Here is a 26,623-nt window from a genome sequence, read left to right on the forward strand (position 1 = left end):
GTAGATGGTGCGAGCTGGCCCTCTGCCGAGGTGCGGTGTGAGCGGCTCTTGACAGGACCGAAACAAACGGGACGCGGACCGGAAACTGCCCAACGGCACGCTTTGCCGACATGACAGACGGTGCACGGCCGGCGACGCGACCGGGGCGCGAGCCCCGGGAGGTGGCGACCCACTGCCCGTACTGCGCCCTCCAGTGCGGGATGGTCCTGCGCGAGGAGGACGACGCGGTAAGCGTGCTACCTCGCCAGTTCCCCACCAACCGGGGCGGCCTCTGCCAGAAGGGCTGGACCGCGCCGGAGCTGCTCAGCCACCCGGAACGGTTGACCACTCCCCTGCTCCGCGACCCGGCCACCGGCGAGCTGCGTCCGGCCACCTGGGAGGCCGCGCTGGACCGGATCACCACCGGGCTTCGCGAGGTGCAGGAAAAGCACGGCCGCGACGCGGTCGCTGTCTTCGGCGGGGGCGGGCTCACGAACGAAAAGGCGTACGCGCTGGGCCGGTTCGCGCGGGTGGCGCTGCGCACCCGGCACATCGACTACAACGGACGGTTCTGCATGTCCTCGGCCGCGGCCGCCGGCATGCGCGCCTTCGGCGTGGACCGGGGGCTGCCGTTCCCGCTGTCCGACCTGGGTCGGGCGGACACTCTGCTGCTGGTCGGCGCGAACCCGGCGGAGACCATGCCGCCGCTGGTGCGCTGGTTGACCGAGCAACGGGAGCGGGGCGGCAAGCTGATCGTGATCGACCCACGGGTGACCGCCACCACCCGGCAGGCCGATCTCCACCTGCAACCGCTGCCCGGCACCGACCTGGCGGTGGCCAGCGCGCTGCTGCACATCGCCCTGACCGAGGGCTACGTCGACGGTGACTACGTCGCCACCCGTACCACCGGATTCACCGCCGTGCGACGCACCGTGGCGGGCTGGTGGCCCGCGCGCGCCGAAGCGCTCTCCGGCGTGCCCGTGGCCGACCTGGAGGAGACCGCGCGGGCGCTCGGCACCGCCGAACGGGCGATCATCCTGACCGCCCGCGGCGCCGAACAGCACGCCAAGGGCGTCGACACCGTGACCGGCTTCGTCAACCTCGCCCTCGCGCTCGGACTGCCCGGTCGCCCCGGCTCCGGCTACGGCTGTCTGACCGGGCAGGGCAACGGGCAGGGTGGCCGGGAGCACGGGCAGAAGGCCGACCAGCTCCCCGGGTATCGCAAGATCGACGACCTGGAGGCCCGGGCCCACGTCGCGCGGGTCTGGGGGGTGCCGGCCGACGAGCTGCCCGGGCCGGGCGTGCCGGCGTACCAACTGCTCGACTCGCTCGGCACCGACGGAGGGCCACGGGCGCTGCTGGTGTTCGGCTCGAACCCGGTGGTCTCCGCACCTCGCGCCGCCCGGGTCGAGGGCCGCCTGCGCGACCTGGACCTGCTGGTCGTCGCCGACTTCCTGCTCTCCGAAACGGCGGCGCTGGCCGACGTGGTGCTGCCCACCGCCCAGTGGGCCGAGGAGGACGGCACGATGACAAACCTGGAAGGGCGGGTGCTGCGTCGACGGGCGCTCCGTCCGCCCCCGTCGGGTGTCCGCACCGACCTGGAGATCCTGGCCGCCCTCTCCGCCCGGCTACGAGGAACACCTTCACTCCGCGCGCTGCCGGGAGACGGCCCCGGCTCGACCCCGGGCACGCGCCCGAGCGAAGCGGAGGCATCGGACCCGCAGGTCGTCTTCACCGAGCTGCGCCGGGCCTCGGCCGGCGGCATCGCCGACTACGCCGGGATCAGCTGGGACCGGATCGACGCCGCGGACGGCGTCTTCTGGCCGTGCCCCGACGACGAGGGGCCCGACTCGCCCCGACTCTTCGCCGACCGCTTCGCCACTCCCGACGGGCTGGCCCGGTTCCACCCGGTGGAGCACCGGCCGGCGGCCGAGGAGGTCTGCGCCGACTACCCGCTGCACTTCACCACCGGCCGGGTGCTCGCCCAGTACCAGTCCGGCACCCAGACACGCCGGGTGGCCGCGTTGCGGCGGGCCGCCCCTGAGGCTTTCGTGGAGCTGCATCCGGATCTCGCCGAGCGGCTGGGCGTCGCCGACGGCGAGCCGGTACGGGTGCTCTCCAGACGCGGCGAGTTCCAGGCACCGGCCCGGCTGAGCCCGGGCATCCGGCCGGACACCGTCTTCGCGCCGTTCCACTGGGGTGGGCGGGCACGGGCGAACTCCGTCACCAACGACGCCGTCGACCCGGTCTCCGGGATGCCGGAATTCAAGATCTGCGCGGTACGGGTGGAGAAGGCATGACCGGGCGCAGCGAGCGGATCGTGGTGGTCGGCAACGGCATGGCCGGCGCCCGGGTGGCGGCTGAACTGCACGCCCGGGGCGAGGACCTGAAGGTCACCGTGCTGGGTGCGGAACCGCATCCCGCGTACAACCGGATCATGCTGTCCACCCTGCTCACCGGCAAGATCGGCGAGTCGGAGGTGGAGCTCGCGGAGGTCGCCGGGCGCGGCGTCGACCTGCGTACCGGGGTCACGGTCAGCGCGATCGACCGTGCCAGCGGGCTGGTACGCACCGACGACGGCGACCGGATCCCCTACGACCACCTGGTCCTCGCCACCGGCAGCCGGGCGGTGGTGCCCGCCCTGCCCGGGCTCGACCCGGCACGCCTGCCGGAGCGGGTGGTCCCGTTCCGCACCCTGGACGACTGTCGACGCATTGTCGCCCTCTCCGGTGCCGCCCGGCGCGCCCTGGTGCTCGGCGGCGGGCTGCTCGGCCTGGAGGCGGCCCGGGGGCTGGCGCTACGCGGACTCGACGTGGGCGTGGTGCACCGGGTGCCGTACCTGATGGACCGTCAGCTCGACCCGGCCGCCGGGGCGATGCTCGCCGGTACGCTCGCCGATCTCGGTGTGACCACCCACCTGGCGGTGGAGCCGACCGCGCTGCGCGCCGACGCCACCGGGGTGCGGCTGGAGCTGTCCGACGGTCGGTCGCTCGACGCCGACCTGCTGGTGCTCGCCTGCGGAGTACGCCCCGACACCGACCTCGCCGCGGCAGCCGGCCTGAAGGTGGAACGGGGGGTGCTGGTCGACGACCGGCTGCGCACCAGCGACCAGCGCATCTCCGCGATCGGCGACTGTGCCCAGCACGACGGCACGCTCACCGGGCTGGTGGCGCCGGCCTGGGCACAGGCCCGGGTGGTGGCCCAGGTGGTGACCGGGCAGGACCCGCAGGCCCGGTACCGGGCGCGACCGGTGGTCACCCGGCTCAAGGCGGCCGGCATCGATCTCGCCGCGATGGGCGACCCCACGGAGGGCCCCGGCGAGGAGCTGACCTTCGCCGACCCGGCCCGGGGGACGTACGCCCGGCTGCGGATTCACGACGATCGGTTGGCCGCCGCGATCCTGCTCGGCGACAACCCCTCGGTCGGCACCGTGATCCAACTGTTCGACCGCGGTCACCCGGTGCCCACCGACCGGCGGGCGCTGCTGCTCGGCCGGGCAGTGGGCGGGGCGGTCGCGGCACCGGCCGCGTCACCGGCGCTGATGCCGGACGCGGCCACTGTCTGCCAGTGCAACACGGTGAGCAAGGGCGCCCTCGTGCGCTGCTGGCGGGACGGAGCCCGCACGGTCGACGCCGTGGTCGCGGGGACCCGGGCCGGCACCGGCTGCGGCAGCTGCCGCGACGCGGTCGCCGGCATCGTCGACTGGTTGTCCAGAACGGATCCCGTGGAGGTGGGGCGATGACCGGCGGCAACGTGGTCGTCATCGGCAACGGCATGGTCGGCCAGCGGTTCGTGGACGCGCTGCGGGCCCGCGACCCACAGGGGCGGTGGCGGGTCACGGTGCTCGCCGAGGAGAGCCGGCCGGCGTACGACCGGGTGCGGCTCTCGGCGTACTTCGACGGTGCCGACGAGGAGGACCTGAACCTGCACACCCCGCACGACGGGGTGCAGTTGCGCCTCGGCGAGCGGGCCACCGGCGTGGACCGGAGCCGCCGGGTGGTGACCACGACGTCCGGCGAGCACCCGTACGACGTCCTGGTGTTCGCGACCGGGTCGTACCCGTTCGTGCCACCGGTGCCGGGCGCGGACCTGACCGGCGTCTTCGTCTACCGGACCCTGGACGACCTCGCCGCCATCCGCCGGTACGCGAAGGACCGCCGCACCGGCGCGGTGATCGGCGGCGGGCTGCTCGGCCTGGAGGCGGCGAACGCGCTACGCCTGCTCGGGCTGACCACCAGCGTGGTGGAGTTCGCCCCGCGGCTGATGCCGGTGCAGGTGGACACCGCCGGTGGCGCGATGCTCCGGCGCTACGTCGAGGACCTGGACGTCGCCTGCCACCTGGGCGTGGCGACCACCGCGCTGCGGCCCGACGCGGACGGAGCGGTGGCCGCGCTGGAACTCGCCGACGGCGCGGTGCTCGACGCCGACCTGGTGGTGGTGGCCGCCGGCATCCGGCCCCGCGACGAGTTGGCCCGGGCCGCCGGGCTCGACATCGGGCCACGCGGCGGTGTCCTGGTCGACGCCGCCTGCCGGAGCACGGACGAGCGGATCTACGCGGTCGGCGAGTGCGCGGCGGTCGACGGCACCTGCTACGGCCTGGTGGCCCCCGGCTACGCGATGGCCGAGGTGGTGGCCGACCGGCTGGTCGGCGGCGCCGCGACCTTCCCGGGCGCGGACACCGCCACCAAGCTCAAGCTGCTCGGCGTCGACGTCGCCTCGTTCGGCGACGCGCACGGTGCGACGCCCGGTTGCCTGGACGTCACCTGGACCGACCCGGCCGCCCGGGTGTACGCCAAACTGGTCCTCTCCGACGACGCGTCCACGCTGCTCGGCGGGGTGCTGGTCGGCGACGCCAGCGCGTACCCCACGTTGCGCGCCAGCGTCGGCGGGCCGCTGCCGGCCGCACCGCTGGCCCTGCTGGCCGGCGACGAAGCGGTGGGCGCCACGGCCGGCGCCCTGCCCGCGACCGCCCAGGTCTGCTCCTGCAACGCGGTCACCCGGGCGGACATCGACACGGCGATCGCGGACGGCTGCGCCGACGTGGCCTCCCTGAAGGCGTGCACCCGGGCCGGGACGAGCTGCGGCTCCTGCGTACCGATGCTCAAACAACTGCTCGACGCGGCCGGCGTCGTCCAGTCGAAGGCGCTCTGCGAGCACTTCGACGTCAGCCGGCAGGAGCTGTTCGACATCATCCGGGTACGCGGCATCCGGACGTTCTCCCGGCTGATCGCCGAGCACGGTCGGGGACAGGGCTGCGACATCTGCAAACCGGTCGTCGCCTCGATCCTCGCCTCGCTCGGCAACGGCCACATCCTCGACGGCGAGCAGGCTTCGTTGCAGGACACGAACGACCACTTCCTGGCGAACCTGCAACGTGACGGCAGCTACTCGGTGGTGCCCAGAATCCCGGGCGGGGAGATCACCCCGGAGAAGCTGATCGTCATCGGCGAGGTGGCCCGCGACTTCAACCTCTACACGAAGATCACCGGTGGGCAGCGGATCGACCTGTTCGGCGCCCGGGTCGACCAGCTACCGCAGATCTGGCGTCGGCTGGTGGACGCCGGGTTCGAGTCCGGGCACGCGTACGGCAAGGCGCTGCGCACGGTGAAGTCCTGCGTCGGCTCAACCTGGTGCCGCTACGGCGTGCAGGACTCGGTCGGCCTGGCCGTCGCCCTGGAGCTGCGTTACCGGGGACTCCGCGCCCCACACAAGATCAAATCGGCGGTCTCCGGCTGCGCCCGGGAATGCGCCGAGGCCCGCAGCAAGGACTTCGGTGTGATCGCCACGGAGACCGGCTGGAACCTCTACGTCGGCGGCAACGGCGGCTTCCGGCCCCGGCACGCCGATCTGTTCGCCACCGACCTGTCCACCGAGGCGCTGGTCACGCTGATCGACAGGTTCCTGATGTACTACATCCGTACCGCCGACCGGCTGCAACGCACCGCCGCCTGGATCGAGGCGATGGACGGGGGCCTGGACCACCTCCGGGCGGTGATCGTGGACGATTCGCTCGGCCTCTGCGAAGAACTCGACGCCGCGATGGCCCGGCACGTGGTGTCGTACTCGGACGAGTGGCGCGACGTCCTGTCCGACGCGGACCGGCTACGCCGGTTCACCTCGTTCGTCAACGCGCCGGAGGTCCCCGACCCGTCGATCACCTTCGTCACCGAACGCGGACAGCCGATACCCGTCGGCGGTCATCCGTCCGGCGCGCAGGGCCGCCAACCGGTCGCGCTCGGCCTGCCGGAGGTGCGTCGATGACCGCCGCGACGACACTGAGCTGGGTCACCGTCTGCCCGTTGGATCGCCTGGACCGGGACCGGGGCGTCGCCGCCCTGGTCGCCGGGGTGCAGGTGGCGATCTTCCGGACTGCGGACGGGCTGTACGCGATCGACAACCTCGACCCGGTCTCCGGGGCGTACGTCCTCTCCCGCGGCATCGTGGGCAGCCGGGGCGAGGTGCCGACGGTCGCGTCGCCGCTGCACAAGCAGGTGTACGACCTGCGCACGGGGGACTGTCTCGACCTGCCGGGCGTTTCGGTCGCTCGGCACCAGATCCGTTGCCACAACGGCATGGTCGAGGTGCGGCTGCGACAGGAGGGCTGATGCGCGAGGAACTGGCCGGCTTCACCATCGGGGTGACCGCCGACCGGCGGCGGGACGAGCTCGCCGCGCTGCTCCAACGGCGGGGTGCGCGGGTGGTGCTCGCTCCCGCTCTGCGGATCGTGCCGCTCGCGGACGACACCGAGCTGCGCGAGGCCACTCGTGCCTGCCTGGAACGGCCGCCCGACATCCTGATGGCCAACACCGGCATCGGGATGCGCGGTTGGCTGGAGGCAGCCGAGGGCTGGGGGCTCGCCGAGCCGCTGCGCGGGGTCCTCGGCGACGCGTACGTGGTGGCCCGAGGCCCCAAGGCCCGTGGGGCGATCCGCGCTGCCGGCCTGTTCGACCAGTGGTCGCCCGCCTCGGAGAGTTGCGACGAGGTGGTCGATCACCTGCGCCGGCGAGGCGTGTCGGGTCAGGTGATCGCCATGCAGCTGCACGGCGAGCGGCAACCCGAGTGCACCCGCGCGCTGGAGGAGGCCGGCGCCACGGTCATCGAGATCCCGGTCTACCGCTGGGCCCCACCGACCGACCCTGCGCCGCTGCACCGGCTGGTCGACCTGGTGGCGGGGCGGCTGGTCGACGCGGTCACCTTCACCTCGGCGCCGGCGGTGGAGGCGCTGCTGCGGGCCTCCGGCGATCGCACGGACGCGGTGCTGGACGCGCTGCGCACTGACGTGCTGGCCAGCTGCGTCGGGCAGGTCACCGCCGAGCCGCTGCTCCGGCGCGGGGTGCCGGTGAGCGCGCCGACCCGGGCCCGGCTCGGCGCGCTGGTCCGCACCATCGTCGACGAGTTGCCCCGCCGCACGGTGACCATCAAGGTCGCCGGCCACCTGCTCACCCTGCGCGGCCACGCCGCGGTGGTCGACGGCGAGCTGCGTCCGCTGGCCCCGGCGCCGATGGCGGTGCTGCGGGCGCTGGCGCAGACGCCGGGCCGGGTGCTGTCGCGTACCGCTCTGCTGCGGACGCTGCCGCGGGGCGCCGACGAGCACGCGGTGGAGATGGCGGTGGCCCGGCTGCGGGCCGGCCTGAAGGCGCCACGCGTCGTGCAGACGGTGGTCAAACGGGGCTACCGCCTCCGCGTCGACTGAGCCCCGCCGGCCCGGCGGTCACCGGGCCGGCGGGACTTCGACACAGGGCCTAACCGACCGGGGTCGGGAAACCCCGGTCGTGCTCGGCCTGAAGTCGCGCCATGGCGTGTTCGACAACTGTCACCAGGACCCGTTTGACCGAATCGCGCTGACGGGCGTCGGTCATCACCAACGGCACGTCCGGCGAGATGGCCAGGGCCTCGCGGACCTCGTCCAGTTCGTACTGCGGCGCGCCGTCGAACCGGTTGAGCGCGACCACGTACGGCAGGTTTCGGTTCTCGAAGTAGTCCAGCGGGGCGAACGCGTCGGTGATCCGGCGGGTGTCCACCAGCACCGCAGCGCCCACCGCGCCTCGGATGATCTCGTCCCACATGAACCAGAACCGGGTCTGCCCAGGCGTACCGAAGAGGTACAGGATCAGATCCTGTGCCATGGTGATTCGGCCGAAGTCCATGGCGACCGTGGTGGTCTCCTTGCCCGGCACCTTGGACGGGTCGTCGATGCCGACGCCGGCCGAGGTCATCACCGCCTCGGTGGTCAGCGGTGTGATCTCGGAGATCGCACCGACCAGCGTGGTCTTGCCGACACCGAAGCCACCCGCGACGACGATCTTCGCGGAGATGATTCCCCGGCTCTGGCGGGCCCCGGCGGGGTCATAGCTCGCGAAGTCCACTCAGCACCCTTCCCAGCATTTCCATCCGCTCCTCGTAACCTGTGGCGGGAGCGGCCGTCTGTAGCGTCAGCAGGCCCTCGGCCACCATGTCGGCGACCAGCACCCGGGCGACACCCAGCGGTAGCCGGGTGTACGCGGCGATTTCCGCAAGCGACTCGGGCCGGCCCTCGCAGACCATGGCGATGCGATGCTTGTCGTGCCCGGCGAAACGTGATTCGGCGATCTGGGTGGGACTGGCCACCAACACCGCTTCCAGCGCGATGTCCTGCAACGGCTCGGTCCGGCCCCGGGTGACCGCGTACGGCCGAACCAGCGCACCCCGTGGGTCACGCTGCCGTTCCATCCGCGATCACCTCCTCTGCCTTCCGCCCGCCGGTCCGGCGCACCCGTTACGACCGCACCGCGTCCCGGGGCAGCGGTACCAGCGCCGCACCGACCCGTTCCACAAGCAACGCCATCTCGTAGCCCACCTGGCCGACGTCGCAGCTACGCGCCGCGAGCACCGCCATCGACGATCCGTCGCTGATGGACATCAGGAACAGGTAGCCGCTGTCCATCTCGATCACTGTCTGCAACACGCCGCCTGCGCTGAACATGCGTGCGGCGCCCTCGGTCAGGCTCACCACGCCGGAGGTGATCGCGGCGAGCTGATCCGCCCGGTCCGCCGGCAGATCCCGGGAGGAGGCGAGCAACAGCCCGTCCGCGGACACCGCCACCACGTGGGCGATGCCTGCCACGCTGTCGGCGAAGTTGCTGAGCAGCCAACCCATGTCCTGTATGGCCGCTGGCCTGTTCATCGGCTCGTCTCCTTGGTCGAGGTGCTGATCTGACTGGCGCCGGCCGTCCGACCACGTTGGACGCCACGGTGATACGCCGACAGCAGACCGCGTACTTCGTCGGGGGTCCGGCGGCCGTGCTCACGCCCGCCGCGAGGCTCGATGCCACCGGGCACGAGCTGTGCCTGGGGCACCCGCTTGGGCAACCCCGACCGGGTCGTACCGGCGGGGGTGGGCTCGGCCGCCCGGCTGGCCCGTGACCAGCCCTCGTCGGCCGCCGTGCGCCAGGCGTCGTCCTCCGAGGGACCGGTTTCGGGCCCGGTGGACGGCGGTGGCGCGGACGGCGGTGGCGGCGCGGGCGGGGTCGGCGGCGCGCTCGGCGCCGGACCAGCCGTGCTGGCGGACGAGGAAGTGTACGACGGTGGCGGGGCGGGTGTCGCGGCGGCGGCCGCGCCCGGCGTACGCGTTGGCAACGGACTCCGTCCCCTGGTCGGCTCGACCGGAGCCGCCGGTGGACTGGCGGCCGCCTGCGGGGGTGGCTCGTCGAACTGTGGCCGGCTGAAGATCGTGGTGACGTCGTTGCCGTGCGACCGGAACCAGACCGCCTCCATCTCCCGGAAGATCGGCGCCTCGGAAGACTGCTCGGGTGGCACGGTGATCGGACGCGTCGGGGGCGGTGCGGTGGCAGCCAGGCTGGCGCCCAGTCCACGGAATCCGGAGCCGTCGAAATCTCCGCCACCGGGCTGCTGACCGGCGGCCGGGGCGAAATTGGTGGGCGCGGCGACCCCCGCACCCGCGACCGGCCCCACCGGCAGGCCGGGCCCCGCGGACTGACCCGGGTCACCGGCACCCCGGTTCGGCAGCGGATCGAGGGTGGGTTGCGCGACCGTCGGCGTGCCCGCGTTGAATCCGTTGAAGGCCGGCGGCGGCGTGCGGGCCGGTGGCGGGTCGGCGGGAGCCGCCTCCGTCGCCGGCCAGTGCGGGGCGGAGGAAGTCCCGTTGTGCCACCGGTCGACCAGGGTGGCGGTGTTGCCGCGGCCGGTGACCCCGGCCCCCTCGCCAAGACCGACCGACGCCAGCGGCGTCTGCTCGACCGCGAGCGGCTGCCGGGGTCGGGTGATCGCCTGGTCGCGACCGCGCAGGCTGGGCAGCACCACGGTGGCGGCCGGCAGGGTGACCTGCGCGACAGTGCCGCCCTCGACGTTACGCCGCAGCTCGACCCGGATGCCGTAGCGGGCCGCCAGCCGGCTGACCACCGCCAGACCCATCAGGCGGAACGCCGCCACGTCGACGGCGGATGGTGCGGCCAGCCGCCGGTTGAGTGAGTCCAGTTGCTCGTCGGAGAGGCCGAGGCCCCGGTCCTCGATCTGGATGAGCACGTAGTCCCGGATCCGCCGCCCGTCGGCCACCACTGTGGTGTTGGGCGGCGAGAAACGGGTGGCGTTGTCGAGCAGCTCGGCCACCAGCCGCACCACGTCGTTGACCGCGTGGGCCGCCACGGACACGTCGGTGTCGACCGTGCCGAACTCGATCCGGTTGTAGAGCTCCACCTCGGACTGCGCGGCCCGCAGCACGTCCACCAGCAGGGCGTCGTCGCGGCGCGGTACGGCCGAATCCGCACCGGCCAGCACGAGCAGGTTCTCGTCGTTGCGGCGCATTCGGGTGGCGAGGTGGTCGAGCTCGAAGAGCTGCGCGAGCCGCTTCGGATCCTCCTCGCCGCGCTCGATCGCGTCCAGCTCGCCGATCATGCGGTCGACCAGGGTCTGACTGCGTCGGGCCAGGTTCAGGAACATCGCCGAGACGCTGGTCCGCAGGGCCGCCTGTTCGGCCGCGACCCGGACCGCCTCCCGGTGGACGACGTTGAAGGCCGAGGCGACCTGCCCCACCTCGTCGCGGTTGCTGAGCTGGATCGGGTCGCGTACCTCGCGGACGATCTCGTCGACGCTGCCGTCGCTGACGTTGCCCATCCCCTGTAGCCGACGCACCGCCTCCGGCAGGTCGTGGTTCGCCACGGAGAGCGCGCCCTCCCGCAGCCGGCGCAGGGAGTGGTTCAGCGAGCGGGCCAGCACCACGGCCAGGGTCACCGCGATGATCAGCGTGAGCAGCACCAACGTGGTCTCGACGACGGCCTGCCGGATGACGTCGGAGCGGGCCTGTTCGGCCTGGGCGAGCAGGCGGCTCTGCAGCTCGATCTCGGCCCACCGCATCAGCTCGTTCACCGCGCCGATCGCCGCCGTGGCTTCCTGTGCGGTGAACGGCGCACGCTGGTTGACCGACCGGCTGATGTCGGTGGCGATCCGGTCGGCCAGCACCACCGCGTCACCGGAAACGGTGCTCTCGACCAAGGCACGCTGCACCGGGTCGGCCGCGAGCGAGAAGGCGACAAGCGCCTCCTGCTGCCCGGTGAGGGTGGCCACGAAGGCGGAGAACTGCTCGTTGTCCAGCCGGCCGCCACTCAGTGCCGTGAAGGTGACCGCTTCCTCCTCGGCGACGGCCGCCTTCGCCCGGGCGAAGGCGGCGACCGCTCGGCGGCTGTCACCGAGTTCCTCGTCGCCGGGCAACTGGGCCAGCCCGTCGCCGTAGGCGACCAGGTCGTTGAGGACCACGCCGTAGCGCAGCACCGCCTCGGCGACCTCCATCTGCTCCCGGGCGAGCACCTCCTGCCGGGTCCCGTCGAGGGTGTCCAGGTGCGCGTCGATGGCCGCGAGCCGGTCACGGACCGCCGCCGGCGCATCGCCGACCCGGTCCCGCTCCGCGCGGTACTCGTCGATCCGCTGCTGGGTCTCGCGAACCCGCAGGTTGTACGCGTCGGCCCGCTGTTGCGGTGCGGCGAGGTAGGCCGCCGCCGCCATCCGTTCGGCGTGCAGGTCGTTCGTCAGCGCGGAGACATCGATGGACAACGCCGTGAGTGCGCGGGACTGACTCGCGTCGTAGGCGCCCTCACCGACGGAGACCAGGCGGACCGTGGCCAGCGCGATGACCGCCGCCACGGGAACGACCAGAATCAGCGCCAGCTTGGACCGGATCCGCGCGTCGCGCAGCCGGGGCAGCCAACCGCCGTCCTTCTGCGCGGCGTCACCACGGGCGGGCAGGGTCGTCGGTCCGGTGCTCACGACATCGCCTCCGTCGATTTCTTCCCGCCAGGACCGCCGACCCGTACGCGGAGCGACGGCCGGCGCCACGCGCGGCACGGCCGCGATTTCATCAGACGAGATCGTGTTTGGGAAGCCGCAGGAGGGCAGGAAACGGTCGGACGGCACGCAACCCGTGATGCGGTCAACTAATACCTACATTTCCACAGCGCCCCTGAACAGGGCATGTAACTCCAGAGTGGCCATACGACTCGCCACAGTGAGCATTTGAAAACATTTGGTTACGCCAGTATGTGGGATCGGCGTCCCGAAACGTCTTCGCTGGCCCGCTTGACCACAGCGCCCGGCATTGGCAAGGTTTTGCAGGCTTCGCGCACACGGTACGGCAGAGCCGTCTCATTATCCACAGAGGACGGATGCGCCGCCGGTGACCGGGCCCCCGCCCGTGCCGCATCAGGAGGACCGAGTTGACCCCCTTCCGCTCCGCGACCGCCACGGCGCTCGTGTCGACCCTGCTCGCCACCACCCTCGGCGGCTGTCAGTTCGGCGGGGAGGAGCAGGACACAAGCCCGATTGTGATCGCCGCCGACCTGGAGCTCTCCGGTGCCGCGGCCGGGGTCGGCAAGGCGTACCGGCAGGCCCTGGAACTGAAGCGGGATCAGTTGAACGCCTCGGGGGCACTCAACGGCCGTAAGGTCGAACTATTGTTGAAGGACAACCGTTCCGACGCCAGTGAGTCACTGCGGAACATCGTCGACTTCAGCAACGACAAGCGGGTCACCGCCATCGTCATGGGTGGCTGCAACGAATGCGCGGTCGGTGCGGTGCGTACGGTCAATGAGAACCGGATCCCGACCATCGCGCTCGCGGCGGCCGGCGCCGTGGTGAACCCGGTCGCGGAACGCCGCTACATGTTCAAGCTGGCCCCCAACGCCGCCGACAACGCTGCGGCGCTCACCGTCGAGCTGCGCCGCCGCAACATCGACACGGTCGGCCTCCTGCGCAGCGACGACGCCTACGGCCAGGAGGGCGCAACGGCCCTGCGCCGCGAGTTCGGCAAGGTCGGCATCCAGGTGCTGACCGAGGCGTCCGCCCGCGGCACCGACACGGAGTTGGACGGGCAGGCCGGCAGGTTGGTCGCGGCAGACCCCGACGCCGTGATCATCTGGACCCCTCCGGAGCAGGCGATGCTCGCCTCCAGCGCGGTCAAGCGGGCCGACTACACCGGCTCCCTGTTCCTGGACGCCTCCGCCGCGGGCGACCTCTTCCTCGGCTCGGCCGCCAGGTCGGCGGAACGGGCCACCCTGGTCTTCACCCAGACGATGGTGATCGACGACGTCATCGCGACCACCCCCGCGAAGGCCGCGCGCCGTCAGTGGTTCCAGGACTACACCGCCAGGTACGGCGGCTACCACGGCTCCGCCTCGTTCGCCGCGGACGCGATCCAGCTGATCGCCGACGCGGAGCTGCGGGCCGGCGGACCCGTCGGCGAGGTCGACCGGGACCGCCTCCGCGACGTGCTGGAGACGTCCCAGATGGACGGCCTGTCCGGTCCGATCCGGATGACGCCGGACAACCACTCCGGGCTGATGCCGCAGGCGCTGACGACCCTGATCGCCCGCAACGGCCGCTGGCGTCTGGCCAGCTGAACCGCCGCAGGGCACCCGACGGCGCCTCAGCGGGTGGAGGTGGTTTCCCGCAGCCAGGGCAGGCTGCGCCGCTCGACGAGGACCAGCGCGGCGTAGAGCAGGATGCTGACCAGGGCGACGAGGATGATCGCGGCCCACGCGGTGGCGGTGTCGCCGATGCCGGCGTACTGCTGGATCACGTAGCCGAGGCCACCCTCACCGGCCTGGAACTCACCGATCACCGCACCGATCGCGGCCAGCGGCATGGCGACCTTCAGCCCCACGAAGATCTGCGGGAGCGCGGCCGGAAAGCGGACCTTACGGAACGTCTGCCAACGGGAGGCGTTCCAGGACCGCACCAGTTCGGCCAGTTCGGCCGGCGTGGTGGTCAGCCCGGTGGCGGTGGAGAGCACGATCGGGAAGAAGCAGAGCAGGAAGACCATGGTGAGGATCGGCTTCTGACCCCAACCGAGCGCCACCACCAGCAGCGGGCCCAGGGTGATCTTCGGAACGGCGTTGACCGCGACCAGCAGCGGGGTGAACATCCGCTCGACCGTCCGGGAGGCCGCCAGCGCCAGGCCGATCAGCACCCCGGCCACCGCGGAGAGTGCGAAGCCGAGCAGGATCTCACCGGTGGTGGCGACGGTGTGCTCCAGCAGCCGGGCCGGCCGGTCGGAGAATGCCGTGAGCACGTCACCGGGGGGCGGCAGGGCGGCCGGATGGATCAGCTCCAGCCGGGCCACCAGCCACCAGAGACCGAGCGCGACCAGCAGCCCGGCGGCCGGTAGCAGGGTGGCCGTCGTACCCGAGCGCAGGCCGCCCGCTCGCCACCGTCGGCCCCGCGGTACGGCCGGGGACTGCTCGGGGGCGAGCGTAGCCTCCGGCTGCCGTGGACGGACGTCGGTCATCGGATCCTCCTGCGGTTCAGCGCGTTCTGGTGAGCGGGGAGCAGAGCACGCCGCACCGGCGATGCGGTGCGGCGTGCTCTGTGCGGTACCGACTGGCTCAGGCCTTCGGCGCCAGGTTGAAGTCGATGATCTGGTCGGGGGTGAGGTCCGACTTCAGGGCGCCGGCACCACGCAGGATCGCGATGCTCTTGGCGACCCGGCCGCTGTCCAGCGTGCCCAGCGCGGTGCCGGAGTTGCTGGAGCGGACGTAGCCGGCCATCAACTGCAGCTCGGCGGCAGCGGCGGCGGGCACGACCGCCTCGGCGTTCTTGGCCAGGATCTCGGCCGCTTCCTGCGGGTTCGCCAGGGCGTACTCCAGACCCTTGAGCAGCGCCTCGGTGAACCGCTTGACCTGCTCCGGCTTCTCGCTGGCGTACTGCTTGGAGGTGATCAGCACGTTGCCGTAGAGGTCCTGCATCACGTTGCTGTACGGCAGCAGGACGGCCTTCTTCTTGGTGACCGCCTCGATGGTCGGCTGGCCGACCACGAACTGCCCGATGCCGTCGACGGAACCGGAGGCCAGCGTGCCCATCAGGGTCTGCGCCTCGCCGTTGACCCACTTCACCTTGGTGTAGTCGATGCCGGCCATGCGGGCGTACGTCGGGAAGAGGTTGCGGACCACCGAGCCGGGGGTGTCGGCGAGAGTCTTGCCCTCCAGGTCCTTCGGGGTGGTGATGCCCGTGTCGTCGACGGTGGCGATGGCCGCCATGGTGCGCTGCTGGATGGCGGCCACCGCGACGAAGTCCTTCGCGTCACCGTTGCCGAGTTGAAGCAGCCCACCGGTCAGGTCGATCGGGCCGAAGTGCGCCTGACCGCCGACGACCGTCTGAATCACGGCGCCGGTGCCCTGCCCCGGCTTGATTTCGACGTCGAAGCCGGCGTCCTTGAAGTAGCCCTTCTCCTTGGCCACCCAGGCGTAGGCGTCGCGCCCGAAGTTGCCGAACGAGGTGAGGTAGGTCACCTGCTCCAGGGACGAGCCGACGTCGTTGCCGTCAGCGTCATCCGAGCCGCTGCTGCACGCGGAGACCAGGGCGAGCGCGGTGGCCATCGTGGCCGCGGCGACCGTACGGGTCAGCCTTCTCATCAGTGCACCTTGTCCTTTCCAACCGGGGCGTCGGGCCGCCGGAAGGGAGTTGTCGGGGCGGCACCGGCAGCCGGATGGAAGCCGACACCGCGTATCGAGGGGGACTCTCGCGGGCACAGCGTACGAGAACCCCACCTTTGCGACGCCAGGCGTACCGGGTTGCGGAACGGATACAAAGTGATGTCCACCCCGGACGGTGCGATACAGGACCGGGGCCGATAGCCTTTGCCAGTTCCTGACTATCCACTCAGGGGAGGCCCGTCGGCGATGATCCGAATCTCCGAGGTGTCCCGCACCTTCGACGGCCGCGCCGGTCGGGTCGAGGCGTTGCGGGGCATCAACCTCGACGTCGCCGAGGGTGAGTTCGTCGCTGTGCTCGGCCGCTCCGGGTGCGGCAAGTCCACCCTGCTGCGGCTGATCTCCGGTCTGATCCCGGTCACCTCCGGCGAGGTCACCGTGGACGGCAGGCCGGTCACCGGACCGCGCCGGGACATCGCCATGCTGTTCCAGCGGCCGGCCCTGCTGCCCTGGCGCACCGTGCTGGACAACGTCCTGCTGCCGGTGGAGGTCTTCGGCTGGAAGCGGGCCGCGCACCGTGACCGGGCCCGTGCCCTGCTCGACGTGGCCGGGCTCTCCGGCTTCGAGAAGCGGCTGCCGCACGAACTGTCCGGTGGCATGCAGCAGCGGGTCTCGCTGTGCCGGTCTCTGATCGGCGACCCCCGGGTCATGCTGATGGACGAACCCTTCTCCGCGCTCGACGCGCTCACCCGCGAGGAACTCGCCGGCGAACTCCAGCGGGTGCACATGCGCAGCGGCGCGACGGTCGTCTTCGTCACCCACTCCATCGACGAGGCGGTGCTGCTCGCCGACCGGGTGGTGGTGCTCAGCCCGCGCCCCGGCCGCGTCCGCAAGGTCGTCGAGGTGACCATTCCCCGCCCTCGCACCCTGGGCCGCAACGCGCACCTGACCGAAGTCGCCCAGGTCAGTGCCGACCTGCACGAGCTGCTGATGGAACGCGACCAGCCGGCGGGAGCTGGCACGGAGACGATGAGCGAGCCCAGCGAGGTGACGCGATGAGCGAGCGAATCATTCGGCTCGGTGCGATGGTGCCTCATCGCGCCGCCGAGCGCAGCGAGGTGGCGGGATGAGCATGCGGGTGGCCGTCTTCACGGAGCCGCACCGGGGTGCCACCTACGACGACCAGCTCCGCTTCGCCCGGCTCGCCGAGCAGGGCGGCTTCGACGCCTTCCTCCGAGCCGACCACTACCAGGCCATGGGCGACGAACCGGCGCTACCCGGCCCGACCGACGCCTGGCTGACCCTGGCGGCGCTCGCTCGGGAAACCAGCCGGATCCGGCTGGGCACCCTGGTCACCTCCGCGACGTTCCGGCTACCCGGCCCGCTGGCCGTGATGGTGGCCCAGGTCGACCAGATGAGTGGCGGGCGGGTCGAGCTCGGCATCGGTGCCGGCTGGTACGCCCGGGAGCATGTCTCGTACGGCATCCCGTTCCCCAGCACCAGTGAACGCTTCGACCGCCTCGCCGAACAGCTCGAAGTGATCACCGGCCTCTGGCGCACCCCGTCCGGCGGGACCTTCAGCTACGTCGGCGACCACTACCGGCTCACCGAATCGCCGGCTCTGCCCAAACCGGTGCAGACCCCCGGCCCTCCGGTGATCGTCGGTGGGCGGGGCCCCAAGCGCACCCCGGAGCTTGCCGCCCGGTACGCCGACGAGTTCAACGTCCCCTTCACCAGCGTCGAACAGGCCCGTGAGGCGTACGAGCGGGTCCAGGAGGCGAGTCAACGGGTCGATCGCCCCGGCACCGGACGTCGGCCGTTGACGCTCTCCGCCGGCATCGTGGTGGCGATTGGGCGTACCGACAGCGAGGCCCGCCGGCGAGCGGCGCCGCTGCACGTCAAGAGCGCTCTACCACCCGAGGATCCGGTGGTCGGCTCACCGCAGCAACTCATCGACCGGATCGGCGAGTTCGCAGCGATCGGCACCACCCGGGTGCATCTACGCCTGATCGACCTCAGCGACCTGGACCACCTGGAACTGATCGCCGCCGAGGTGCTCCCCCGACTGGACGGAATCCGATGACCGAGACGCCACCCGAGGTTGCCACGTCCGGCTCCGAGCCTGTGCTCGGCCCGGTCGGACAGGAGATCGTCTTCGAGAACGACCGGGTCCGGGTCTGGCACATCCGGCTGGAGCCCGGTGAGCGCCAGCCGCTGCACCGGCACGACCACCCCTATCTCGTGGTGGCCGTCCAGGGCGCGAAGAACCTCGTGCAGACGGTCGACGGTGTGCGGATCGACGCCGACGAACCGACCGGCGGGGTGGTCTATCGCGATCCGGGAGCCGTGCACATGCTCACGAACGTCGGCGACACGACATACCTGGCCCGGCTGGTCGAGCTCAAGTAGACCCGCCGCGAGCAGGTCATACGTCCGTCCACGGCGTGCCGGTGGCGATTGGTGGAAACGGACCGTAACGTGCCGGTCATGGCCCATCGGACATCGAGCCGACTACTGTTCACCGCCTTCGGCCTCAGCCTGCTGGCCGGTGCCGGTCAGCTCGGTCTCGCCTTCGGCTTCGGCATCGTGCGGCTCACCGGAAGCTTCACCGGCGCGAGCATCAACCAGTGGCCGGCCCAACTCGTCTGGGCCGGCTGGTTCGCCACGAACGCCGCCGTGATCGGTGCCGTGCTCACCGAGCGGCTGGCCCGGCACGGCGGGCAACTCACCGGCACCCCGCGGCAACTGGCCGTGGCGGGCAGCGCCGCTCTCGGCGCCACGGTCGTGGCACCGCTGTGCATGCAGCCGGCCCGCAGCGCCGAACTCATCTCGGTCGATCCGGTCTGGGCCGTGGCGATCTGTGCCGGGCTCGGCGCGGTGGTCGGCGCCGGTGCCGCGCTGGCCGTGCTGGTCCGGCCGCCCTTCGCCTGGAACATGGCGGCGGTGGCCGCAGCGGTCTGGCTACTGGCGTTGCTGTCCGTGCTGCCGTCGCTGGGGGCGAGCGGCACGCTGACCCCGGTGCGCCTCGGCGTGCTGGAGCCGGCCTGGCTCGCCGCCGGCACCGCGCAGCAGTTGGCGCTGCTGATCCTGCCGATGGTGACCCTGCTGGCTGGCGCGGCGACCGCGGCGGCGGCCCGGTGGCGGGGGCATCCTCCACTTGTCAGTGGGCCCAGTGGGATCGCCGGCCCGGTACTGGTGGCCTTCGCCTACCTGGCCGCCGGCCCGGGTGACACGAGTGACCGGTACCAGTTGACCCCCTACTATGCGGCGCTGATCGCGGTGTTGGTCGGCGCGCTCGGTTCGGCAGCGGCAGCCCTGCTGCCCTGGCCGCTCACCGGCGGGCTCGCCCACCGGGCCGCGCCCACCAGCGGGACCGCCATCGAGCCGACCGCCATCCTCCAACCGTTGCCGGCGACCCCCGCGCTACCCGCGTCGGCCACGTCCTCGGCCGACGCGGCGGCCACCTCGGCGGGCCAGGTCGTCGTTATCGACGACGGCACCGAGACCGACCGGTCGACCGGCGGTACCCGCCCCGACGACGGTTCCCGCGCCGCTGCCGACGGCTCACCGCCGCACTGGCACTGGCCGATCGCGCACACCGACCCGCCCGCCGCCGCGGCCACGCCGACCGCCGGCGATGCGGTAACCCCCGAGCAGGCCGTCGCCGTCACCGCACCACCGGCGGCCGCGCCAGCAGCCGACTCGGAAGGCACCGACACCGAAGCGCCCCAGGACAGCGCTCCGGATGGCGACGATGCCGAGCACGCGGTCACCACCCCGGAGCCCGAGGCGGCGACCGATCCGGCGCCGGTGGGCGATGGCAGCGACCTGCCCCGGGCGGCACCGACCACCATGGAGACCGAGGCCCCAGCGGACGATGCCGGAGACCGCTCGGCGGCGGAGGCACCGCCCGAGGTGGCACCGCGGCCTCGGCAACGGCTCGCGCTGCCCGACCTCGGTCGCGCGCCGGCCGAGCCCGCCGCACCCGAATCATCCGGCCTCACCGCGGCTCTCCCGGAGACCCCGGAGGTCTCCATCGAGACGGCGGCCACCGCCCGTGACCTCACGGCCGCCTTCACGAAGCCGCCCGCCGTCCGGGCCGAGGACGTCCAGCCCGACGGCGAAGCGGAGAAGACCCGGCGTGGGCTGTTCCGACGCGGCCGGTCCCGGTCCGCGGAGAATGCCGCGACCGAGCAGGACGAACCGCTGCCGGCGCAGGATGAGGAGTACGTCGACTGGGTCGCCGGGCTCAGCCGGCCACATGACGACGACGAGTCCAACCCGCCGAAGGGACCACGCCGCTCCCTGCGGTCGACCGGGCGGCATCACCGACACTGAGCACCCGCCCGCACCCCAGCGGCCGTCGACCCCACCGCTCACCGCTCGTTCACCGTGGGTGCCTGCCGGGGCGGTAAGACTTCAGCGCCCCATGTCTGAGTGACATGATCGCGTCACACCGACATGAGGCGCTGAAGTCTTACCCGCTCTCCGCCCCGACCGGTCAGGCCAGTGGCAGGTAGACCCGTCCGCCGGAGGCGACAAACTCGTCGGACTTGTCCTGCATGCCGCGGGCCGCGTACTCCTTGAGATCCTGGGTGATCTTCATGGAGCAGAACTTCGGCCCGCACATCGAGCAGAAGTGTGCGGTCTTCGCCGGCTCGGCGGGCAGCGTCGCGTCGTGGTAAGACCGCGCGGTCTCCGGGTCCAGCGAGAGGTTGAACTGGTCCTCCCAGCGGAACTCGAACCGCGCCTTCGACAACGCGTCGTCCCAGGCCTGCGCTCCCGGATGTCCCTTCGCCAGGTCGGCCGCGTGCGCCGCGATCTTGTACGCGATCACCCCGGCCTTCACGTCATCCCGGTCGGGCAGTCCGAGGTGTTCCTTCGGCGTGACGTAACAGAGCATCGCGGTGCCGAACATGCCGATCATCGCCGCCCCGATGGCCGAGGTGATGTGGTCGTACGCGGGCGCGATGTCGGTGGTCAGCGGACCGAGCGTGTAGAAGGGTGCCTCGTGGCACCACTCCTGCTGAAGATCGACGTTCTCCTTGATCTTGTGCATCGGCACGTGCCCCGGACCCTCGATCATCACCTGCACGTCGTACTCCCAGGCGATCTTCGTCAGCTCGCCGAGGGTACGCAGCTCAGCGAACTGTGCCTCGTCGTTGGCGTCCGCGATCGACCCGGGCCGCAGGCCGTCACCGAGGGAGAACGTCACGTCGTAGCGGGCCAGGATCTCGCACAGCTCCCGGAAGTTGGTGTAGAGAAAGTTCTCCTCGTGGTGCGCCAGGCACCAGGCCGCCATGATCGAGCCACCGCGCGACACGATGCCGGTCACCCGGTCCACCGCCAGCGGGACGTACGGCAGCAGCACCCCGGCGTGCACCGTCATGTAGTCCACACCCTGCTCAGCCTGCTCAATCACGGTGTCCCGGAACACCTCCCAGCTCAGCTTCACCGGATCACCGCCGACCTTCTCCAGCGCCTGGTAGATGGGCACCGTGCCGATCGGCACCGGCGAGTTACGCACGATGGCCTCGCGCGTCTCGTGGATCCGCTTGCCGGTGGACAGGTCCATCACCGTGTCCGCACCCCATCGGGTGGCCCAGGTCAGCTTCTCCACCTCCTCGGCCACCGACGAGGACACCGCCGAGGTGCCGATGTTCGCGTTGACCTTGACCAGGAACGCCTTGCCGATGATCGCCGGCTCACACTCCGGGTGGTTGACGTTGAGCGGCAGCACGGCCCGCCCGGCCGCGATCTCGTCCCGGACGAATTCCGGCGCCAGCCCCTCGCGGATCGCCACGAACTCCATTTCCGGCGTGACGACACCGGCACGGGCATATGCGAGCTGCGTCGGCCGCTTGCCGTCCGAGCCGGCCAGTGGGGTTCCGGCACCGCGTACCGGTGCCACGTCGGCCCGCTCGGCGATCCATGGTCCCCGCAACGGCGACAGCCCGACCTCTGGATCCGAGCCCGGTCCGGAGGTGTCGTAGAGCCGTACCGGCGGGTTGTCCCCGGTCAGCTCCACCTCCGCGAACGGCACCCGGACGTCCGGCCGTGATCCCTCGACGTACACCTTGCGACGTGCCTGCATGACAGCCTCCCTGATCAGGCGGACCAGCCGAAGTGGTCCATCGGTCCACGGCCCGCGCCCAGCTCCCAGTCCCGCGCGCCGGTCAGCGCCCGGGTCACGTACTCCTTGGCCGCCCGGACCGCCACCGGCACCGGATCGCCCAGCGCCAGCCGCACCGTCACGGCCGCCGAGAACGAGCAACCGGTGCCGTGGGTGTGCCGGGTCGGCACCCGCGGGGCACGCAGCACCGTCGTCCCATCCGGGCCGTGCAGCACGTCCACCGCCTCCGCACCGGCGTCCACGTCGCCGCCGGTCACGATCACCCACTCCGGTCCGCCGGCCGCCAGGGCCCGCGCCGCCGTGGTCATCTCCGCCACGTCGGTCACGGCCGCCCCGGTGAGGGCGGCGGCCTCCGCGCTGTTCGGTGTGGCCACCCGGGCGTACGGCAGCAACCGCTCCACCGCCTCCACCACGCCGAGCTGGTGTCCGCTGGTGGCCACCAGCACCGGGTCGACGACCAGTTGCGGTAGCCGGTCGGCCGCCGCCGCGTCGGCGATCGCGGCCGCCACGGCCGGGGTGCCCAGCATCCCGGTCTTGACCGCCCGTACCGCGAAGTCCGACAGCACGCTGTCCAGCTGATCGGTGACCAGTCGCGGGGGCAGCGGCAGCACCGCGTCCACGCCCCGGGTGTTCTGCGCGGTGACCGCCGTCAGCACGCTCGTGCCGTACGCGCCGAGCGCGGCGAAGACCTTCAGGTCGGCCTGGATGCCGGCGCCGCCACCGGAGTCGGAACCGGCGACGGTCAGCACGGTGGTTGGGGTCACGGCAGTTCCTCTTGGTCTGGGGTTGTCTTGTGGTTGCGGTTGGGGGCTGCGGCCGACCGTGCCCACTCCGGGCGGTCAGGCTTGATCCCTGCGTGGGCACGGTCGGCCGCAGCCCCGTCGTGGTCATCGCCCGCCGGAACGTGCCAGCTTGGCGGATTCTTGGCGGGTTCCGGAGCGGTCGTGGCGTGGAAGGCGGCGGTCAGGGTGCTTGCTGTCTGCTGTGGGTCGTTGGCGCGCATGATGGCGCCGAGGACTGCCACTCCGGTGGCTCCGGCCTGGACGCAGGCGTGTACCTGGTCGGGGGTTTCGATGCCGCCGAGGGCCAGCGCGGGCACCGGGCTCAGCCGGATCAGCTCGGCCAGCCCTGCGGCGAGCAGGGGCGGGCCGTAGCCAGGCTTGGTGCGGGTGGGGAAGACCGGCGAGAGGGTCACGTAGTCCTCGGTGGTGAGCCGGCGCAGTTCCGCCGGGTCATGGCAGGAGCGGCCGACCAGGTCGGCGGGGGGCGGTGGATACGGCCCGGCCGCCGACAGATGCAGCGCGGTCAGGGAGCTGCCGGTGCCGGTGGCGCCGGCCCAGGTGCGGGAGCCGGCTTTCTCGGCGCTGGCCGGCCGGCCCGGCTTGTCGCCCAGCAGCGGGTCGGGGCCGGCGACGAGGAGAGTTCCGCCGACCTCGGTCAGGATCGACCGCAGCTCGACGGCGAGGGCGAGGCGTTCGACGCGCGGCAGATCCCTCTCCCGCAGCACCACCCAGCCCACTCCCCCGGCCACGGCCGCCGCCACCACCCGAACCAGCCCACCCCGCGCCACCCGCCGATCCGTCAGCAGCACGACCCCCGAGGGCACTTGGATCTTGGTACGAACCGGCCCCTGTAGGGGCGCTCCCAGGCCAAGATTCACGAGATCAGCTTGTGCGGTCACAGGTGGGGGCGGCCTTCGTCTTGGGTGGAGGGCAGGGCGTGGAAGCGGCGGGGGATGCGACCGGCGGCGTGGGCGAGGCGGCCGGCGGCGATCGCGTACCGCATCGCGGTGGCCATCGCCACCGGGTCGGCGGCCCGGGTCACCGCGCTGGCCAGCAGCACCGCGTCACAGCCCAGCTCCATGGCGAGCGCCGCGTCGGAGGCGGTGCCGATCCCCGCGTCCAGGATCACCGGCACGCTCACGTCCTGCCGGATGAGCCGGATGTGATGCGGATTGTTGATCCCCAGGCCGGAGCCGATCGGCGCGCCGGCCGGCATCACCGCCGCGCAACCGACGTCGGCCAGCCGCCGTGCCAGCACCGGGTCGTCGGAGGTGTACGGCAGCACGGTGAACCCGTCGTCGACCAGTTCCTCGGCGGCGCGCAGCAACTCCACCCCGTCGGGCAGCAGCGTCCGCTCGTCGCCGATCACCTCCAGCTTGACCCAGTCGGTCTCGAACGCGTCCCGGGCCAGCCGGGCCACCTTCACCGCCTCGCCCGCCGTGTAGCAGCCGGCGGTGTTGGGCAACAGCCGCACCCCACACCGGTCGAGCAGGTCCAGCAGACCGCCCGAGCCGCCGGGCACCGTTTCGACCCGGCGCAGCGCCAGGGTGACCAGCTCGGTGCCGGACGCCCGGATCGCCTGCTCAAGCACGTGCAGGTTGGCCGCGCCGCCGGTACCGAGGATCAGCCGGGAGTTGAACCGGACACCGCCCAGCTCGAAGGCGCTCGATTCGCTGTCCATCCGACTCACCCGCCCTGGGCGGCGCTGAGCACCTCGACCCGGTCGCCGCCGCGCAGCACCGTCGCCGGCCAACCGGTACGCGGCACCACCTCACCGTTGACCGCCACCGCGACACCGCGCTGTTGGCCGGTGATGTCGCGGACCAGGTCGGCCACGGTCAGTCCGTCCGGCAGGCTGCGCCCGGCACCGTTCACCGTCAGTTCCACGAGTTCTCCTCCGTCGAGTGCGGGAAAGCGCCAGCGACCGGTGCGCCCACGACGCCGGGCGGGTCGGCGAACCGGTCCGGCCGGAAGGGCGCCAGCAGTGTGTCGGAGTTGCCCTCCCCGGTGACCAGATCGGTGATCAGGTCGGCGGTGACCGGGGTCAGCACGATCCCGTGCCGGTGGTGGCCGGTGGCGACCAGGACGTCCGGGTGCCCCGGCAACGGGCCCAGGATCGGCGCATTGTCCGGTGTGCCGGGGCGCAGCCCCGCCAGCGTCTCCACCAGGTCGTACTCGGCGATCTCGGGCAGCAGATCGACGGCGGCCCGCAGCAGCCGCAGCACCGCTCCGGCGGAGACGTCCAGGTCGGAGCGCTCCTCGACGGTCGCGCCGACGACCACCTCACCGCTGTCGCGCGGCACCAGGTAGACGTGCTCGCCATCGGCGTACCCCCGGATCACGTGCCGAAAGCCTGGCGGCCCGCCATCCGGCGCGCGCAGCCGCAGCACCTGTCCCTTGACCGGACGGACCGGCAGGCCGGTCAGGGCCGCGCTGCCGCAGCCGGCGGCGACCACCGTCGCGCCGGCCGTGACGTCGGACAGCCGGCGCACCGGCTCGGCGACCAGCACCGCTCCCGCCCGCTCCGCCGCCAGCCGCAGCGCCGGTACCAGCCGGCGCGGGTCGACCTGATGGTCGGTGGCGGCGAGCGCGCCGCCGCGCACCCGGGGCGCCAGCGCCGGCTCGCGATCGCGCAGCGGCGACGGGCGCAGCGGCGTCACCGGCAACCCCAGCTCCTGCTGGTACGCCCAGAGCCGACGTGCCTCGGCGAGGTCGTCGACGGTCAGCCCGACCATCAGGGTGCCCTCGGTCCGGTAGCCGATGTCGGCGCCGGTCACCTCGGTCAGTTCGGCGGCGAACCCGGGCCAGCGGCCGGCCGACTCGGTAAGCAGGGCGGTCAGCTCCCGCTCGCCGAAGTACGCCTCGGCGACCGGTGCCAGCATGCCGGCAGCCACGTGCGAGGCGCCCGACCCGGGTGCCGGATCGTGCACGACCACGCGCAACCCGCGCGCCGCGCACCGCCAGGCGACCGCCCACCCGATCGGCCCGCCCCCCACGACGGCCACATCGGGCCGGCGCTGCGACACCACGTTGGTGGTGGCGGGGCGGCCGGTCATGTCAGCGCCCGAACCAGCTCGGCGGCGGCGCGGGCGGGATCGGCGGCTCCGGAGAGCGCACCGACCACCGCCACCCCGTACGCGCCGGCGGCCCGCAACTCGGGCACGTCCGCCGCCGTCACCCCACCGATGGCGATCACCGGCACCTCGACCGCCTCGACCACCGCCCGGACACCTGCCACACCGATCGGCGGTGGCAGCCCGTCCTTGGTGGCGGTGGCGCGGCACGGCCCCACCCCCAGGTAGCTCGCCCCGGCGGTTACCGCCGCGAGCGCGGTTGCCGGTTCCCGCGCGGTGGCGCCCAGCACCGCCGCCGGTCCGAGCACCTCCCGGGCCGCCGCCACGGGCAGGTCGTCGGCACCGACGTGGCCGCCGGCGGCGCCGGTGGCCAGTGCCACGTGCAGTCGGTCGTTGACCAGGCAGGGCACTCCGTACGGCGCACCGAGGGCCAACACCTGCCGGGTCAGCTCGTACGCCTGCCGGTCGGTCGCGCTGTCCTCCACGCGGACCTGCACCACCAGCTGGGTGTGGGCCACCGGAAGCACGGCACGGAGCACGGCGAGCGGATCCCGCCCGGCGCGGGTGTCGGTGATCAGATGCAGTCGTCCCAGGGACGGCACGGCAACACTCCTCCCTGCGCCGGCATTACCCGGATCAGGTTCGACGGTCGGGGGCTCACAGCCCCCCTCTCAGCCCGGTACACCGGGCTCCCGTGGGTTCGTTGGGTGTCACCGTACGTCGTTTCGCCGGCTCCGCCAAGCC

General features: G+C 72.3%; 21 protein-coding genes, 3 pseudogenes and 1 riboswitch. Of the genes and pseudogenes, 11 read left to right on the forward strand and 13 right to left on the reverse strand.

All coding sequences use genetic code 11. The features are described 5' to 3' along the window. Window positions 1-200: 200 nt before the first annotated feature. From ACN26Z_RS27415 to ACN26Z_RS27440, 6 genes and pseudogenes are all read left to right on the forward strand, one after another. Window positions 201-1,610: pseudogene (locus ACN26Z_RS27415) on the forward strand (molybdopterin oxidoreductase family protein); the annotation flags it as partial. Window positions 1,611-1,694: 84 nt separating this feature from the next. After that, a pseudogene (locus ACN26Z_RS27420) lies at window positions 1,695-2,279 on the forward strand (molybdopterin oxidoreductase family protein); the annotation flags it as partial. Then, window positions 2,276-3,721, forward strand: a complete 1,446-nt coding sequence (locus tag ACN26Z_RS27425; RefSeq protein ID WP_421464025.1) for an FAD-dependent oxidoreductase — start codon at window positions 2,276-2,278, stop codon at window positions 3,719-3,721. The pseudogene ACN26Z_RS27420 and the gene ACN26Z_RS27425, both read left to right, overlap by 4 nt. Continuing rightward, a complete protein-coding gene (gene nirB / locus ACN26Z_RS27430; RefSeq protein WP_093411474.1) occupies window positions 3,718-6,240 on the forward strand; it encodes a nitrite reductase large subunit NirB in 2,523 nt (840 codons plus the stop codon). The genes ACN26Z_RS27425 and nirB overlap by 4 nt, the downstream gene beginning before the upstream one ends. Then, complete coding sequence (nirD, locus tag ACN26Z_RS27435; protein WP_093411477.1) at window positions 6,237-6,584, forward strand: nitrite reductase small subunit NirD; 348 nt, start codon at window positions 6,237-6,239, stop codon at window positions 6,582-6,584. The genes nirB and nirD overlap by 4 nt, the downstream gene beginning before the upstream one ends. Beyond that, window positions 6,584-7,672 carry a uroporphyrinogen-III synthase gene (locus tag ACN26Z_RS27440; protein WP_282236851.1) on the forward strand — a complete coding sequence of 363 codons (1,089 nt, stop codon included), beginning with the start codon at window positions 6,584-6,586 and terminating at the stop codon, window positions 7,670-7,672. Before nirD ends, ACN26Z_RS27440 begins: the two co-directional genes overlap by 1 nt. 49 nt (window positions 7,673-7,721) lie before the next feature. Here the strand turns inward: ACN26Z_RS27440 and ACN26Z_RS27445 are convergent, their stop codons facing one another. The 4 genes from ACN26Z_RS27445 to ACN26Z_RS27460 are packed head-to-tail and all read right to left on the reverse strand — an operon-like array spanning window position 7,722 to window position 12,234. Beyond that, window positions 7,722-8,345 (reverse strand): GTP-binding protein, encoded by a 624-nt coding sequence (locus tag ACN26Z_RS27445; protein WP_093403661.1) that lies wholly within the window; start codon window positions 8,343-8,345, stop codon window positions 7,722-7,724. Next, window positions 8,326-8,688 (reverse strand): DUF742 domain-containing protein, encoded by a 363-nt coding sequence (locus tag ACN26Z_RS27450; RefSeq protein ID WP_093403660.1) that lies wholly within the window; start codon window positions 8,686-8,688, stop codon window positions 8,326-8,328. Before ACN26Z_RS27450 ends, ACN26Z_RS27445 begins: the two co-directional genes overlap by 20 nt. 46 nt (window positions 8,689-8,734) lie before the next feature. Beyond that, entirely contained in the window at window positions 8,735-9,142 is a 408-nt protein-coding gene (locus tag ACN26Z_RS27455) for a roadblock/LC7 domain-containing protein (protein WP_093403659.1), read from the reverse strand. Then, window positions 9,139-12,234: a nitrate- and nitrite sensing domain-containing protein gene (locus ACN26Z_RS27460; RefSeq protein WP_421464029.1), complete on the reverse strand. Its 3,096-nt coding sequence runs from the start codon at window positions 12,232-12,234 to the stop codon at window positions 9,139-9,141. The genes ACN26Z_RS27455 and ACN26Z_RS27460 overlap by 4 nt, the downstream gene beginning before the upstream one ends. A 446-nt stretch (window positions 12,235-12,680) precedes the next feature. Between ACN26Z_RS27460 and ACN26Z_RS27465 the strand changes: the two genes are divergently transcribed. Then, window positions 12,681-13,862 (forward strand): ABC transporter substrate-binding protein, encoded by a 1,182-nt coding sequence (locus ACN26Z_RS27465; RefSeq protein ID WP_093403657.1) that lies wholly within the window; start codon window positions 12,681-12,683, stop codon window positions 13,860-13,862. Window positions 13,863-13,888: 26 nt separating this feature from the next. Here ACN26Z_RS27465 and ACN26Z_RS27470 read toward each other — a convergent pair whose 3' ends face one another. Beyond that, a complete protein-coding gene (locus tag ACN26Z_RS27470; protein ID WP_093403655.1) occupies window positions 13,889-14,749 on the reverse strand; it encodes an ABC transporter permease in 861 nt (286 codons plus the stop codon). Between the two features lie 97 nt (window positions 14,750-14,846). Further along, a complete protein-coding gene (locus ACN26Z_RS27475) occupies window positions 14,847-15,872 on the reverse strand; it encodes an ABC transporter substrate-binding protein (RefSeq protein WP_093403654.1) in 1,026 nt (341 codons plus the stop codon). 267 nt (window positions 15,873-16,139) lie between these two features. Here ACN26Z_RS27475 and ACN26Z_RS27480 point away from each other — a divergent pair, with 267 nt between their 5' ends. From ACN26Z_RS27480 to ACN26Z_RS27495, 4 genes are all read left to right on the forward strand, one after another. Next, window positions 16,140-16,949: an ABC transporter ATP-binding protein gene (locus tag ACN26Z_RS27480; protein WP_093403653.1), complete on the forward strand. Its 810-nt coding sequence runs from the start codon at window positions 16,140-16,142 to the stop codon at window positions 16,947-16,949. Between the two features lie 73 nt (window positions 16,950-17,022). Then, on the forward strand, window positions 17,023-17,973 hold the full coding sequence (locus tag ACN26Z_RS27485) for an LLM class F420-dependent oxidoreductase (protein ID WP_093403742.1): 951 nt from the start codon (window positions 17,023-17,025) through the stop codon (window positions 17,971-17,973). Then, window positions 17,970-18,299, forward strand: a complete 330-nt coding sequence (locus ACN26Z_RS27490; RefSeq protein ID WP_093403652.1) for a cupin — start codon at window positions 17,970-17,972, stop codon at window positions 18,297-18,299. Before ACN26Z_RS27485 ends, ACN26Z_RS27490 begins: the two co-directional genes overlap by 4 nt. A gap of 78 nt (window positions 18,300-18,377) precedes the next feature. Continuing rightward, window positions 18,378-20,228 (forward strand): hypothetical protein, encoded by a 1,851-nt coding sequence (locus ACN26Z_RS27495; protein ID WP_093403740.1) that lies wholly within the window; start codon window positions 18,378-18,380, stop codon window positions 20,226-20,228. Between the two features lie 163 nt (window positions 20,229-20,391). On the opposite strand, the gene thiC is transcribed toward ACN26Z_RS27495, so the two are convergent. The 7 genes and pseudogenes from thiC to thiE form a co-directional block, all read right to left on the reverse strand. Continuing rightward, window positions 20,392-21,984: a phosphomethylpyrimidine synthase ThiC gene (gene thiC, locus ACN26Z_RS27500; RefSeq protein ID WP_093403650.1), complete on the reverse strand. Its 1,593-nt coding sequence runs from the start codon at window positions 21,982-21,984 to the stop codon at window positions 20,392-20,394. Between the two features lie 14 nt (window positions 21,985-21,998). Then, window positions 21,999-22,787, reverse strand: coding sequence for a bifunctional hydroxymethylpyrimidine kinase/phosphomethylpyrimidine kinase (thiD, locus tag ACN26Z_RS27505; RefSeq protein ID WP_093403649.1), 789 nt, complete (start codon window positions 22,785-22,787; stop codon window positions 21,999-22,001). Between the two features lie 173 nt (window positions 22,788-22,960). Then, window positions 22,961-23,635: pseudogene (locus ACN26Z_RS27510) on the reverse strand (thiamine phosphate synthase); the annotation flags it as partial. 65 nt (window positions 23,636-23,700) lie between these two features. Beyond that, complete coding sequence (locus ACN26Z_RS27515; RefSeq protein ID WP_093403648.1) at window positions 23,701-24,486, reverse strand: thiazole synthase; 786 nt, start codon at window positions 24,484-24,486, stop codon at window positions 23,701-23,703. 5 nt (window positions 24,487-24,491) lie between these two features. After that, window positions 24,492-24,692, reverse strand: coding sequence for a sulfur carrier protein ThiS (gene thiS / locus ACN26Z_RS27520; RefSeq protein WP_093403646.1), 201 nt, complete (start codon window positions 24,690-24,692; stop codon window positions 24,492-24,494). Then, window positions 24,683-25,861 carry a glycine oxidase ThiO gene (gene thiO, locus ACN26Z_RS27525; RefSeq protein ID WP_421464034.1) on the reverse strand — a complete coding sequence of 393 codons (1,179 nt, stop codon included), beginning with the start codon at window positions 25,859-25,861 and terminating at the stop codon, window positions 24,683-24,685. Before thiO ends, thiS begins: the two co-directional genes overlap by 10 nt. Beyond that, window positions 25,858-26,481, reverse strand: coding sequence for a thiamine phosphate synthase (gene thiE, locus ACN26Z_RS27530; RefSeq protein ID WP_421464036.1), 624 nt, complete (start codon window positions 26,479-26,481; stop codon window positions 25,858-25,860). The genes thiO and thiE overlap by 4 nt, the downstream gene beginning before the upstream one ends. Then, a riboswitch (TPP riboswitch) is annotated at window positions 26,476-26,585 on the reverse strand. It overlaps the preceding gene by 6 nt. Window positions 26,586-26,623: the final 38 nt, after the last annotated feature.

The sequence above is a fragment of the Verrucosispora sp. WMMD703 genome (assembly GCF_049178935.1).
In the GTDB taxonomy this organism is placed as follows: domain Bacteria; phylum Actinomycetota; class Actinomycetes; order Mycobacteriales; family Micromonosporaceae; genus Micromonospora; species Micromonospora sediminimaris.

Bases quoted from the DNA above. Each gene is read 5' to 3' on its own strand.
- ACN26Z_RS27480 (WP_093403653.1), top strand. From the start codon at position 16,140: ATGATCCGAATCTCCGAGGTGTCCCGCACCTTCGACGGCCGCGCCGGT.
- ACN26Z_RS27455 (WP_093403659.1), bottom strand. From the start codon at position 9,142: ATGAACAGGCCAGCGGCCATACAGGACATGGGTTGGCTGCTCAGCAAC.
- ACN26Z_RS27450 (WP_093403660.1), bottom strand. From the start codon at position 8,688: ATGGAACGGCAGCGTGACCCACGGGGTGCGCTGGTTCGGCCGTACGCG.
- ACN26Z_RS27495 (WP_093403740.1), top strand. From the start codon at position 18,378: ATGGCCCATCGGACATCGAGCCGACTACTGTTCACCGCCTTCGGCCTC.
- ACN26Z_RS27515 (WP_093403648.1), bottom strand. From the start codon at position 24,486: ATGGACAGCGAATCGAGCGCCTTCGAGCTGGGCGGTGTCCGGTTCAAC.
- ACN26Z_RS27490 (WP_093403652.1), top strand. From the start codon at position 17,970: ATGACCGAGACGCCACCCGAGGTTGCCACGTCCGGCTCCGAGCCTGTG.
- nirB (WP_093411474.1), top strand. From the start codon at position 3,718: ATGACCGGCGGCAACGTGGTCGTCATCGGCAACGGCATGGTCGGCCAG.
- ACN26Z_RS27425 (WP_421464025.1), top strand. From the start codon at position 2,276: ATGACCGGGCGCAGCGAGCGGATCGTGGTGGTCGGCAACGGCATGGCC.
- thiC (WP_093403650.1), bottom strand. From the start codon at position 21,984: ATGCAGGCACGTCGCAAGGTGTACGTCGAGGGATCACGGCCGGACGTC.
- ACN26Z_RS27485 (WP_093403742.1), top strand. From the start codon at position 17,023: ATGCGGGTGGCCGTCTTCACGGAGCCGCACCGGGGTGCCACCTACGAC.
- thiO (WP_421464034.1), bottom strand. From the start codon at position 25,861: ATGACCGGCCGCCCCGCCACCACCAACGTGGTGTCGCAGCGCCGGCCC.
- ACN26Z_RS27475 (WP_093403654.1), bottom strand. From the start codon at position 15,872: ATGAGAAGGCTGACCCGTACGGTCGCCGCGGCCACGATGGCCACCGCG.
- ACN26Z_RS27440 (WP_282236851.1), top strand. From the start codon at position 6,584: ATGCGCGAGGAACTGGCCGGCTTCACCATCGGGGTGACCGCCGACCGG.
- ACN26Z_RS27470 (WP_093403655.1), bottom strand. From the start codon at position 14,749: ATGACCGACGTCCGTCCACGGCAGCCGGAGGCTACGCTCGCCCCCGAG.
- nirD (WP_093411477.1), top strand. From the start codon at position 6,237: ATGACCGCCGCGACGACACTGAGCTGGGTCACCGTCTGCCCGTTGGAT.